The sequence below is a fragment of the Pseudomonas sp. RSB 5.4 genome (genome assembly GCF_037126175.1).
Taxonomy (GTDB): domain Bacteria; phylum Pseudomonadota; class Gammaproteobacteria; order Pseudomonadales; family Pseudomonadaceae; genus Aquipseudomonas; species Aquipseudomonas fluorescens_H.
In genome coordinates, this window is the sequence record NZ_CP146986.1 from 6,103,013 (window position 1) to 6,115,401 (window position 12,389).

12 protein-coding genes are annotated in these 12,389 nt (G+C 61.5%); 4 read left to right on the forward strand and 8 right to left on the reverse strand.

The window, feature by feature from the left end:
- The first annotated feature begins 159 nt into the window (after positions 1-159).
- On the forward strand, positions 160-558 hold the full coding sequence (locus V9L13_RS27570) for a hypothetical protein (RefSeq protein WP_338801032.1): 399 nt from the start codon (positions 160-162) through the stop codon (positions 556-558).
- 66 nt (positions 559-624) lie between these two features.
- Here V9L13_RS27570 and V9L13_RS27575 read toward each other — a convergent pair whose 3' ends face one another.
- The gene (locus V9L13_RS27575) at positions 625-1,737 is read right to left on the reverse strand and encodes an enoyl-CoA hydratase/isomerase family protein (RefSeq protein ID WP_338801033.1); all 1,113 of its coding nucleotides are present in this window, start codon (positions 1,735-1,737) and stop codon (positions 625-627) included.
- 132 nt (positions 1,738-1,869) lie between these two features.
- Here V9L13_RS27575 and ung point away from each other — a divergent pair, with 132 nt between their 5' ends.
- Entirely contained in the window at positions 1,870-2,562 is a 693-nt protein-coding gene (gene ung, locus V9L13_RS27580; RefSeq protein ID WP_003222534.1) for a uracil-DNA glycosylase, read from the forward strand.
- A 159-nt stretch (positions 2,563-2,721) separates the two neighbouring features.
- Here the strand turns inward: ung and V9L13_RS27585 are convergent, their stop codons facing one another.
- The 5 genes from V9L13_RS27585 to V9L13_RS27605 are packed head-to-tail and all read right to left on the reverse strand — an operon-like array spanning position 2,722 to position 8,091.
- A complete protein-coding gene (locus tag V9L13_RS27585) occupies positions 2,722-3,756 on the reverse strand; it encodes an AbrB family transcriptional regulator (protein ID WP_338801034.1) in 1,035 nt (344 codons plus the stop codon).
- Entirely contained in the window at positions 3,749-5,263 is a 1,515-nt protein-coding gene (locus tag V9L13_RS27590; RefSeq protein ID WP_338801035.1) for a tripartite tricarboxylate transporter permease, read from the reverse strand. The genes V9L13_RS27585 and V9L13_RS27590 overlap by 8 nt, the downstream gene beginning before the upstream one ends.
- 1 nt (position 5,264) lies before the next feature.
- A complete protein-coding gene (locus tag V9L13_RS27595) occupies positions 5,265-5,723 on the reverse strand; it encodes a tripartite tricarboxylate transporter TctB family protein (protein WP_103485700.1) in 459 nt (152 codons plus the stop codon).
- 58 nt (positions 5,724-5,781) lie between these two features.
- Positions 5,782-6,759, reverse strand: a complete 978-nt coding sequence (locus tag V9L13_RS27600) for a tripartite tricarboxylate transporter substrate binding protein (RefSeq protein WP_007963261.1) — start codon at positions 6,757-6,759, stop codon at positions 5,782-5,784.
- A 39-nt stretch (positions 6,760-6,798) separates the two neighbouring features.
- Positions 6,799-8,091, reverse strand: coding sequence for an OprD family porin (locus V9L13_RS27605; protein ID WP_338801038.1), 1,293 nt, complete (start codon positions 8,089-8,091; stop codon positions 6,799-6,801).
- A 236-nt stretch (positions 8,092-8,327) separates the two neighbouring features.
- Here V9L13_RS27605 and V9L13_RS27610 point away from each other — a divergent pair, with 236 nt between their 5' ends.
- Entirely contained in the window at positions 8,328-8,999 is a 672-nt protein-coding gene (locus V9L13_RS27610) for a response regulator (protein ID WP_003222545.1), read from the forward strand.
- The gene (locus tag V9L13_RS27615) at positions 8,992-10,377 is read left to right on the forward strand and encodes a sensor histidine kinase (protein ID WP_003222546.1); all 1,386 of its coding nucleotides are present in this window, start codon (positions 8,992-8,994) and stop codon (positions 10,375-10,377) included. Before V9L13_RS27610 ends, V9L13_RS27615 begins: the two co-directional genes overlap by 8 nt.
- Before the next feature lie 117 nt (positions 10,378-10,494).
- On the opposite strand, the gene V9L13_RS27620 is transcribed toward V9L13_RS27615, so the two are convergent.
- The gene (locus V9L13_RS27620) at positions 10,495-11,316 is read right to left on the reverse strand and encodes an HDOD domain-containing protein (protein WP_338801039.1); all 822 of its coding nucleotides are present in this window, start codon (positions 11,314-11,316) and stop codon (positions 10,495-10,497) included.
- A 35-nt stretch (positions 11,317-11,351) separates the two neighbouring features.
- Positions 11,352-12,293 carry a folate-binding protein YgfZ gene (locus V9L13_RS27625; RefSeq protein WP_338801040.1) on the reverse strand — a complete coding sequence of 314 codons (942 nt, stop codon included), beginning with the start codon at positions 12,291-12,293 and terminating at the stop codon, positions 11,352-11,354.
- Positions 12,294-12,389: the final 96 nt, after the last annotated feature.

Genomic DNA, 12,389 nt, shown 5'->3' on the forward strand with positions numbered 1-12,389 from the left:
TTTTACAAATGAACAGGATTTCATCAATCACATGTTTCAACTTGTTACGGAAGCGCACCAGATTCGGAAAACGCTGTCAGATCATTCGTCAGTCACCGAATAACCGACTGATGCCTGCCAGCGTCGCTGGTGTGGCTACTCGCGGTCCAGGAGGCCGCCATGTATCGACGAATTCTACTGCTTGCTGCGATGCTGTTTTCCGTTGCCGGTTGCGCTCCCTACTCCTACGCAGATAGCTATTACAGCTCGGAGGTCTATACCTCACCCGCTCCGGCCTACTACAACACTGGTGGCACGTATTACAGCGGTGGCAGCACGTATTACTCGGCCCCGCGCTACTATCAGCCAGCGCCGCGTTACTACCAGCCCGCGCCACGGTATTACTCGCAACCGCGCTATTACCAGCCGGCCCCGCGTTATTACGAAAGCCGTCGTTGGCACGACAATGATCGCGGGCGCTGGGACGGCCACCGCGGTGGTGGTTGGGACCGTGATCGCGGCGGCCGAGATCATCACGGTGATCGGGGTGACCATGGCGGGCGAGGCGGTCGCTGGTAATCATCCGCAAACAAAAAAGCGGCGCATTGAGCGCCGCTTTTTTTGTGCCTGCGACTTGCCGGGCAATCAGTAGCTCGTCAGATCCGCCAACGGATGCCGACCTTCCCAGACCTTGTGAAAGTGCGCTTCCACCACCGCGTCCGGCACGGTATTGACGTCCGGCCAATGCCAGTGCGGTTTCTGATCCTTGTCGATCAGTCGCGCCCGCACCCCTTCGCTGAATTCCGGATGCCGGCAGCAGTTGAGGCTCAGGGTGTATTCCATCTGAAAGACTTCGGCCAGCGACAGGTGGCGCGCACGGATGATTTGCTCCCAGACCAGGTGCGCGGTCAGTGGCGAACCCTCGCTCATGGTTTTCGCGGCACGGGCGATCAGCGGGTCGCTGCTGTCACGTTGCAGGCTGATGGCTTTCCAGGCGCAGGTGACGTCGCTGACGTCGAGCAGTTCGTCGATCTGCCGGCGGCGCGGCAACCACTGCGCCTCGGGCATCTGCCCCTCGGCTTCCTGTTGCAGGGCCTTGAGCAGACTGTTGAGCTGCATATCGGTCTGTTCCTGCCAGTTGAGTTGCAGCAGGCCTTCGATCAGCTGTGGTTGCTGCTCTTCAAGCAGAAAGCGGTCGGCCAGATCGAGATCGATCGCATCACGCCCGTTCATGTGCGCTCCGGTCAGACCGAGGAACAAGCCGAGCTTGCCCGGCAACCGTGACAAAAACCAACTGGCCCCGACGTCCGGATACAGACCGATGGTGATCTCCGGCATCGCCAGGCGACTGCTCGGCGTGACGATCCGCGTGCTGGCGCCTTGCAACAGGCCCATGCCGCCGCCGAGCACGTAACCGTGGCCCCAGCAGATCAGCGGTTTGGGGTAGGTGTGCAGGCTGTAGTCCAGGCGATATTCGGCGGCGAAAAACTGCGCGGCCAGTGGTGGGACTTCACCGGGATGGGCGCGACAGGCTTCCACCAGGCTGCGCACTTCGCCGCCGGCGCAGAACGCCTTGGCGCCGTTGCCGCGCAGCAATACGCAGACGATTTGTGGATCCTTGGCCCAGGCGTTCAGCTTGTCGCTCAGGGCGTTGATCATCGGCAAGGACAGCGCGTTGAGCGACTTTTCAGCGTCCAGGCTGGCGATCCCGAGGCGGGCGCCGTCGGTGCCGGTGAGTTCTTCGAAGTGCAGATTCATCGTGACCTCGATCGGGAATTTGAACGATCAGTATGATCGCTGTGTGGGAAAGTGCCGGATCTGCGTCAGATCAATTGACAAGCGTGGTCGGCTTTCCTAGGGTTCGCCCCATTGTTTTTGCCGGGTATGACCATGACTGCTGACGACCGTATCAAACTCGAACCGAGCTGGAAGGAGGCACTGCGTGCTGAGTTCGACCAGCCTTACATGGCAGAGTTGCGCACTTTTCTGCAGCAGGAGCGGGCGGCCGGCAAGGAAATCTATCCGCCGGGACCGCTGATTTTCAACGCGCTGAATTCGACGCCGCTGGATAAAGTCAAAGTGGTGATCCTCGGCCAGGACCCGTACCACGGCCCGGGCCAGGCCCATGGCCTGTGCTTTTCGGTGCAACCCGGCGTGCCGGCTCCGCCGTCGCTGGTCAACATCTATAAAGAGTTGAAGCGCGACCTGAACATCGACATTCCCAACCACGGCTACCTGCAGAGCTGGGCTGATCAGGGCGTGTTGATGCTCAACACCACCATGACCGTCGAGCGGGCCAATGCCAACGCGCATAAGGACAAGGGCTGGCAGTTCTTCACCGACCGGATCATTGAGGTGGTCAGCGAACGGCAGCCGCATCTGGTGTTCATGCTGTGGGGCGCGCATGCGCAGAGCAAGCAGAAGCTGATCGATGCGACCAAGCACCTGGTGCTGACGTCGGTGCATCCGTCGCCGTTGTCGGCTTATCGAGGCTTCCTGGGTTGTGGGCACTTCAGCCGGACCAACAAGTTTCTTGAGCAGAATGGTGAGGCGCCGATCGAGTGGCGGTTGCCGCCGGTTTGATCGGCTGAGTAAATCTGTGGCGAGGGAGCTTGCTCCCGCTCGGCTGCGCAGCAGCCGCAAAACCTGTGATTTCGGTGTGCCAGAAGAACCCGGTTCAAGGATTTCGGGTCTGCTGCGCAGCCCAGCGGGAGCAAGCTCCCTCGCCACAGTGACTCGGTGTTACTCGGGATTACGGTTCCAATACTTGAACAACGGCTCCGCCAGAAACAGCACAAACAGCAACCGCATTACCTGCATCGCCGTCACCAGCGGTACCGACAGTTGCAGGGTCTCCGCCGTCAGGCTCATTTCGGCGATGCCGCCGGGCATCATGCCCAACGTCAGCGAGCGCAAATCCAGATGGGTCAGCGCACTCAAACCCAAAGCCGCCAACGTTGCGATCAACATGGTCAGCGCCGTGCCGATCAATGTACGCCCCATGAATGACGGCGCGCGGCGGAAGAACTGTCGGTTGAAGTGACAGCCCAGCCCGCTGCCGATCAGCCACTGGCCGATCTGGCTGCCGCCATCCGGCAGGCCGATATGCAAATCCCAGGCAATGCTCACCGTGGCACTGACCAGCAGCGGCCCGAACAGCCACGGATTGGGTTGACGCAAGCGTTGCCAGAGCCAGGCGAGCAGGGCACCTGTAGGAAACAGAATCGCCAGCCAGCGCCAATCGACGTTGCCGGCGTGGGACATCGGTGTGCCGTCACCCAGCAGATATTTGAACGCGGCCGGCACGCACAGCACCACCACCAGCACCCGCAGACTTTGCCCCGCCGCCACATGGCTGAGCAGCGCGCCATTGCGCGCGCCGAGATTGACCATCTCTCCGGAGCCGCCGGGCATGCTCGAGAAAAACGCCGTGGCGCGATCCTCGCCGGTGCGGCGCATCAGCCATACGCCGACCACCGCCGACAGACTGGTGACCAGCGCACCGAAGAAGATCAAACCGAAGTGACTCAGCACCTGCTCCATCACCACCGGGGTGAAGTGCAGGCCGATGCCGATCCCGACAATCAATTGGCCGCATTTGCGCCCGCCAGGGATCTCGGTCAATTGCCAGGGTGTCAGGCAGCGCACCAGGATGATCGCCAGCAGCGAGCCGACCATCCACGGCAGTGGCCAGCCGATCTGGCTGGCGATAAAACCGCCAAGCAGACCGACCAGCGGGGTGGCCCACCAGCTTCTGAGGGAGGAGCGATCAGACATCGGCGATGGCGCGTTGCGCTGCCGAGCGTTTTCGCCAGATGCGCAGCAGCGGCATCAGCAACATGATCGCGGTCAGGACCCAGACACCGAAAGTGATCGGGCTCGACCAGAGGATTTCCAGCGCACCATTGGAGATCGATAGCGCACGACGCAGGTTCTGCTCCATCAGCCCGCCGAGAATGAACCCCAGCAGCACGGGAGACAGCGGGAAATCCAGCTTGCGCAGGATGTAACCGAAGATGCCGATGCCGACCATCAGGAACAGGTCGAAGGTGGTCGCATGCACGGCGTACACGCCGATCCCGGTGATGATCGCGATCACCGGCACCAGTGCCCAGTTCGGCACAGCGAGGATGCGGGTGAAGATGCGGATCATCGGGATGTTGAGGATCACCAACATGATGTTGGCAATGAACAACGAGGCAATCAGGCCCCAGACGATGTCCGGTTGCTGTTGGAACAACAGCGGCCCCGGGGTGATGTTGTACAGCGACAGCGCGCCGATCATCACTGCAGTGGTGCCCGAACCGGGTACGCCGAGGGTCAGCATCGGCACCAGCGCGCCACAGGCCGAAGCGCCGATCGCGGTCTCAGGAGCGGCGAGGCCACGGGCGTCACCCTGACCGAATTTGCCGCCGGCACCGGCAATGCGTTTTTCGGTCATGTAGGCCACGGCGCTGGCCAGCGTCGCGCCGGCACCCGGCAACACGCCCATGATGAAACCCAGCAGGCCGCAACGGATGTTCACCACGAACACCGACGCCGCTTCCTTGAAGTTGAACATCATGCGCCCGGTGGCCTTCACCGCTTCCTGACCGCGATGGGTTTTTTCCAGCAGCAGGAGGATTTCACTGACCGAGAACAGACCCAGCACCAACACCACGAACTGGATGCCGTCGGTAAGGTGAATGTTGTCGCCGGTGAAGCGATAAACACCGCTGTTGGCGTCGATGCCGACGGTCGACAGAAACAGGCCGATCAGCGCCGCAATAAAAGTCTTCAGCGGTCGATCACCGGCCATGCCGCCGAGGCAGACAATCGCAAACACCATCAGCACGAAGTATTCCGCCGGGCCGAAGGCAATCGCCCATTTCGCCAGCAACGGGGCGAACAGCACCATGCCGCAGGTGGCGATGAACGCACCGATGAACGAACTCCACGCCGACAGCGACAGGGCGACACCGGCCAGGCCCTGACGCGCCATCGGATAACCGTCGAGGGTGGTCATCACGGTGGAAGCTTCGCCCGGAATGTTCAGCAGGATCGAGCTGATCCGCCCACCGTATTCGCAGCCCAGATACACCGCCGCCAGCAGAATCAGCGCCGACTCCGGTGGCAGGCCAAGGGCGAAGGCGATCGGGATCAGCAGGGCTACGCCATTGATCGGGCCCAGGCCGGGCAACAGCCCGACCACGGTGCCGATCAGCGTGCCGGTCAGGGCCGTGACCAGGTTGTACGGACTCAGCGCGACGCCGAAGCCCTGACCCAAATAACCGAGAGTATCCATATCAGTTCTCCAGAACGTCGAGCAGGCCCAGAGGCAGCGGAACGTCCATCAGACGGTCGAACAGCAGGTACAGACCGATGGCCATCAACGTTGTCACCACGATACTCGGCAGCCAGCGACCGCCGTACAGGCGCGCCATCGGGATGCCGATCAGGATGCTGCTGAGGATGAAGCCCAGCGGTTCGAACAGGCCAGCGAACACCAGCAGCAGGACGACGCAGATGCCGATCTTGGTCAGGGTTTCGCGATCCAGCGGTGGCTCGTCCTCGCTGTGTTTGATCGGTGCCGGGCGGAACACCATGTACAGCAGCGCCACGCCCATCAAGCCGAGCATCAGCAGGGGAAAGGCACGCGGGCCGACCGGTTCATAAGAAAAAGCCGCTTGATACGGCCACGCCATCAGCGCCAGGCCGACACAGGCCAGCAATAGCACTGAGGCGAAAATGCGTTGTAAGAGCATGGGAAACTCCTGTGCCGAGGCCTCGATGCGCGGGGCCACGGCTGCTAGAGAGAGGCGATCACTGAATCAGGCCGAACTCTTTGGCCAGCACTTTGTAGTCCGCCACCTGTTTCTTCACGTAGGTGTCCAGCTCCGGGCCGGTCATGGCGAACGGGAACAGTTCACGCTGATCGCGCAGCTTGGCGAAATCGTCCGAGGCCAGCAGTTTGTCGAAGGCGTCTTTCCACCAGGCGTAGTCTTCGTCGCTGACTTTTGGCCCGAGGTAGAAACCGCGCACCACCGGCCAGACGATGTCGTAGCCCTGCTCGCGGGCGGTCGGGATGTCTTTCATTTCCGGCTCGTCGATGCGCTTGTCGGCGAACACCGCGAGCAGACGCATGTCACCGCTCTGGATATGCGGCATGGAGTCGGAGATGTCGGTACTACCCACTTGGATGTGACCGCCGAGCAGTGCAGTAGCGATTTCGCCGCCGCCTTCGAGGGCGACGTAACGCAGGTCACGCGGGTTGATCCCCGCCGCCTTGGCGATCAGTGCGGTCTGCATCCAGTCCTGGCTGCCGACGGTGCCACCGGAGCCGATGACCACGGAGCTCGGATCTTTCTTCAGGGCTTTGACCAGATCGTCGAGGGTCTTGTAGGGCGAATCGCTTTTCACCGCGATGGCGCCGTAGCTGGTGCCGACGGCGGCCAGCCAACGCACGTTGGTTTCATCGAAACGACCGAACTTGCCTTGCGCCAGGTTCAGCAACGAACCGCTGGACCATGCCACCAGCGTGCCCGCATCGGCCGGACGCTGAGCGACGACCGCGTTGTACGCCACCGCGCCGACACCGCCGGGCATGTAGGTCACGCGCATCGGTTTGGTCAGCAGTTTTTCATTGACCAGCGCGCTTTGCGCCAGTTTGCAGGTCAGGTCGAAGCCGCCACCGGGGGAGGCCGGTGCGATGCATTCGGGGCGTTTTGGTTCAGCCATCAGTTGGCCGGCGAACAGCATGACGCCGGCGGCTAGAGCAACTTTACGCAGTGATAAGTTCATCTATGTCTCCTTGGGAGTTGTTGTTATGGACGTACTGAATTACCAAAGGGCAACGCTATAGCTCACCAGCAGCCGCACTTCATCGGCATCGCGGGCGGAGTAGTTGGAACGGTAAGTGGCATTGCGCAGACGCACGGCAACGTCCTTCAGGGCGCCGCTTTGTACTACATATTTGATCTCGGTGTTGCGCTCCCACTCTTTGCCTTCGTCGCCATTCTTGAGCTTGATGTTGTCACCGCTCAGGTAACGGCTCATGAACGACAGGCCCGGGATGCCGAGGCGGGCGAAGTCGAAATCGTAACGCGCCTGCCACGAGCGTTCTTCGGCGCCGGCGAAGTCGTTGATCTGCACGAAGTTGACCAGGTACGGGTCGCTGCCATCGATATACGGGAAGGCGCTATCGCCGGACATGTGCTGATAACCGGCAGTGAACTTGTGGCCGCTCAGGGCATAGCTGACCAGACCGTTGAGCGAGCGGTTGTCGATCTCGCCACCACGGGCCGCGCCCTGATCGTCACTGACGGCGAAGCGCAGGTCGGTGGCGAACGTGCCCGGCCCCATTGGCCGCGAGGCGACCAGACCGAAGAAGTGCTGGTTATAGACTTCGTCGAGCTGGGCGAAGTGGTAACTGCCAGTGATCTTGTCGGTGAACTTGTAGTCCACGCCGGCAAAATCGAAATGCTTGCCGGCGACGGTGCCAGCGAAACGGCTGTTCTTGTTGTTGAGGGCGATGTCCTCGAAATCGGTGCTGTCGCGATCCTTGGCTTTCTCCAGACGCCCGCCGGTGAAGGTCAGGTTCTTGATCTCTTTGGAGGTCAGCAAACCACCTTCAAAGGTCTGCGGCAGGATGCGCCCGTCGTTCGGTTTGAGAGTCGGCAGTTCCGGAATCAGGCTGCCGATTTTCAGTTCGGTGGCGGAGATTTTCACTTTGCCGGTCAGGCCGACTTTCGAGTATTCGTTCGCCGCGCGTCCGTCATCGTGGGTCGGCAGCAGGCCGGTGCCGGTGCGATCCGGGCTCGAATCAAGTTTGACTCCCAACATGCCCAGCGCATCGACACCGAACCCCACGGTGCCGTCGGTGTAACCCGATTGCAGATTGAGCATGAAACCCTGCGCCCACTCATCCCGCTTGCTTTGCTGGGCACTGGTGCCATCGCGAAAGTCGCGGTTGAAGTACATGTTGCGGGTTTCGAAGGTGGCGGAACTGTCTTCGATGAAGTCGGCGTAGCTCAGCGGCGAAAAACCGGCGAGGGCAGCAGTGCTGGCGAGGGTGGCGTGGCGCAAACGAGAAGGACGAACAGGCTTGAGAGCCTTGGTCTGCAAGGACGGCATGCGGGTGTACTCCGTTTTTTGTTCTTATTGGTCGAAAACGCATCGGGGCGTTTTTCGTATCGCTGTGTGGCAGCAGCGACGGCAGTCGGAACTGTCCGTGGGCGGACTCTAGCGGGCTAACCTTTCACTAACCTTTCAGCCGGATTTCGCTGTTTTCGGGCTTCACAGCGGCGGTTGCGGCTGTAAACTCCGCGGCAAAGAATGGCGTCGGCCATCCGTGAATGAGGTAACGATCCATGCGTGTCCTGCTCGTCGAAGACCATCTGCAACTGGCCGAAAGTGTCGCTCAGGCGCTCAAGAGCACCGGTCTGACTGTGGACGTATTGCACGACGGTGTGGCCGCCGACCTGGCGCTGGGCAGCGAGGAATACGCAATGGCGATCCTCGATGTCGGTCTGCCGCGCATGGACGGTTTCGAGGTGCTGGCGCGCTTGCGCGCACGCGGCAAGAACCTGCCGGTGTTGATGCTGACGGCGCGCAGCGATGTGAAGGACCGGGTCCACGGCTTGAATCTCGGCGCCGACGATTACCTGGCCAAACCGTTCGAACTGACCGAGCTCGAAGCTCGGGTCAAAGCCTTGCTGCGGCGCAGCGTGCTCGGTGGCGAGCGTCAACAGCGCTGCGGTGTGCTGGCCTACGATCTCGACACCCGGCGCTTCAGCCTCGGCGAAGAACTGCTCACGTTGACCTCTCGCGAACAGGCGGTGCTCGAAGCGTTGATCGCCCGTCCGGGGCGGGTGATGAGCAAAGAGCAACTGGCCGCACAGGTATTTGGTCTCGACGAAGAAGCCAGCCCCGACGCGATCGAAATCTACGTGCATCGCCTGCGCAAGAAACTTGACGGCCAACCGGTGGCGATCGTGACTTTCCGTGGCCTCGGTTACTTGTTGGAAAGCCGCGATGCATAAGCCCAGCAGCCTGCGCTGGCGGTTGCTGTGGAACCTCGCGTTGTTGCTGGTGGTGTTGATGCTCGCCAGTGGTTTGAGCGCGTACTGGAACGGGCGCGAAGCCGCCGACACGGCCTACGACCGAACCCTGTTGGCCTCGGCGCGAACCATCGCCGCCGGCCTCTCGCAACGCGACGGCACGCTCAGTGCCGACGTGCCCTACGTGGCCCTCGATACCTTCGCCTACGACAGCGCCGGGCGGATTTACTACCAGGTCAACGATATCCATCAGAAGCTGATTTCCGGCTACGAAAACCTCCCCGGGCCGCCACCCGGCACCCCGAGAACCGACAGCTATCCAGCGCTGGCGCGTTTCTACAACGCGACGTATCGCGGGCAGAACGTGCGTGTGGTCAGTCTGCTCAAGGCCGTCACCGAACCGAACATGAATGGCATGGCGGAAATCCGTGTCGCGGAAACCGACGAGGCGCGAGTCGCCATGGCTCGCAGTCTGGCGGCTGATACGCTGCTGCGCCTGGGCATGCTCGCGATCGGCGCCTTGTTGCTGGTGTGGTTTGCAGTGAGTGCGGCGCTACGTCCGCTGGAGCGTTTGCGCACGGCGGTGGAAGAACGACAGTCGGACGACCTCCGGCCGCTGCCGCTGGTGGAAGTGCAGCGCGAATTGTGGCCGCTGGTGCGTGCACTCAATCACTTCACCGAACGTTTGCGCGGGCAGTTCGAGCGGCAGGCGCAGTTCATCGCTGATGCCGCACACGAACTGCGTACGCCGCTGGCGGCGTTGAAGGCGCGGCTGGAGTTGGGGCTGCGTTCGACTGAACCGCAAACCTGGCGCAGTACCCTGGAATCCTCTGCGCAAAGCACCGATCGCCTGACCCATCTGGCCAATCAACTGCTGTCGCTGGCTCGCGTGGAAAACGGTGCCCGGGCGATCGCCGAGGGCGGCGCGCAACTGCTGGATCTGAGTCAATTGGCCCGCGAATTGGGCATGGCCATGGCACCCTTGGCGCATGCTCGTGGTGTCGCGCTGGCGCTGGAGGCGGATGAGCCGGTGTGGTTGCGGGGTGAACCGACGTTGCTCAATGAACTGCTGAGCAACCTGGTGGACAACGCGCTGGCGCATACGCCACCGGGCGGCAATGTGATTCTGCGGGTTGCGGCACCGGCGGTGCTTGAGGTTGAAGATGACGGGCCGGGGATTCCGCTGGAGGAGCGCGACCGAGTGTTTGAACGCTTCTACCGGCGCAATCAGCAAGTCGCAGGTTCAGGGTTGGGGCTGGCGATTGTCGGGGAAATCTGCCGGGCGCATCTGGCGCAGATCACATTGCATGATGGCGAGCAGGCCGGTTTGAAGGTTCGGGTAAGTTTTATTGCCGGATAATTGTGGTGTTGGTGCGGGCCTCTTCGCGAGCAAGCCCGCTCCCACAGGGGCTTGGTGCACGACGCAGATCTCCTGTGGGAGCGGGCTTGCTCGCGAAGGCCGCGCCGCGGTTCCCAATCAGTAAAACATCGTCCGCGACTCTTCCAGATCCGCGCACAATTGCTTGTTCTCCGGATCGATCCCCAGTTTCCTGAACGCCGGCACACTGAGCGGATCAATCCGTGCAATCGGATGATCGCTGTCTTTGTGGCAATACAAACTCGCGACTTGCACCAGATCGACGTAATCAAGGTGCGCCGAGTCGCGTTTGAAATCCAGGTACAGCCCCGGCAACGCCACCAGTTGCTCGGGAAACTCCCAGACCCGCAACAGTTTGTCGCCCAGCAGCGGATGAATATGGTCGATCACATGATTGAGGCTGACCGGGTCCGACAGCAATTCGTAATGATCTTCGGCGTAAGTCAGGATCGGCAGCACGCCGATCTGATGCACCAGTCCGCCGAGTGCTGCCTGATCGGGCTTGAGTTGGGTATGCCGACGGCACAAGGCATAGCTGACACCGGCGATTTCCAGACTCTTGCGCCAGACTTCGCGCATCTTCTGTTCGACCACTTCGGAACGGGCGTGAAAGATCTGTTCCATCACCAGGCCGATCGCCAGGTTGCTGCTGTAGTTGACCCCCAGCCGGGTGATCGCGGTGTGCAGATCGGTGACTTCCTGGGTCGCGCGCAGCAACGGGCTGTTGACCACTTTGATCAGGCGCGCCGACAGCGCCGTGTCGCGGCCAATCACTTTGCTCAGGGTGCTGACGCTGATTTCCGGGTCTTCGGCGGCCTTGCGAATTTGCAGGGCCACCTCCGGTAACGTTGGCAGAACCAGGTCATCGTTATCGATGGCCTCAACCAAATCCTGTTGGACCTTATCCGCCAGCTCGCTCATGTGGACTCTCTAGGGTGTTGCAACAAAAGCTGCGATCAGCGCTGGATTTCGCGGTCGCGATCCAGTTCGTAGGGCAAGTCGAGCAAATGCAGGGCTGGCCCTTCGAGGGCGCCCAAGTGCAAATCACCCGCTTCGGCAGCTTCGGCCTGCAACACCGCCAGCAGCTCAATTTTTTCTTCGGCGCGGGCAGCAATCACCACTTCGCCGATGGCGCTGCCATGGCTTGGGGCGAATAGCGGGGTGCCCGGCTCCGGCAGTTCGCTCGCGTCCAGCTGCACGCGATAGAGACGACGCTTGAGCTTGCCGAGGTACTGCATGCGCGCGACGATTTCCTGGCCGGTGTAGCAGCCTTTCTTGAAACTCACGCCACCGACGGCCTGCAGGTTGAGCATCTGCGGGATGAACAGTTCGCGGGTGGTCGGCATGACCTGGCCGATACCGGCGCGGATCTGCCCCAGCAGCCATTGGTTCAGATTGCCCTCGGGCAGGGCGGCGGCCAATTTGGCCTTGATGGCATCGGCTTGATCGGCCGGTACCCAGAGTTCGGCGCGACCCGGCGAGACGCGAACCGCGATCAGGCCTGCGTTGCGCACCACGCTGTCGGTTTCGCCTGGCAGGTTCAGATCCAGGCTGGCCAACGCTGCGTCGCAGTGCTCCAGGCCAAAACGCACCCAGGCGGCGCTTTCGTCGGTCAGTTTGGATTTGGAGAACACCGCGTACTTTTTCAGGTCCGCCAGTTGTGGCTCCAGCAGTTCGCTGGCCATCGCCAGCAGCACGCCGTCACCTTCGAGCAGAATGCGGAAGCTCGACTGCATCCGGCCTTTTTGCGTGCAGCGCGCGCCCAGGCTGGCCTGGCTGTCGCTGAGGTAATTGATGTTGCAGGTCAATTGGCCTTGCAGGAATTTGCCGGCATCCACGCCGCGAACCGCGAGTACGCCTTCATGAGACAGGGTGCAGAAAAAAGCAGAATCGGCCATGGGTCATCGCAGGGTAAAAAGTCTGGGGCACATCATAAGGGCGCGTTGTTGAAATGGGTAGTTGATAAAGGATCGGTGGTGCCCGACCAAAGCCGA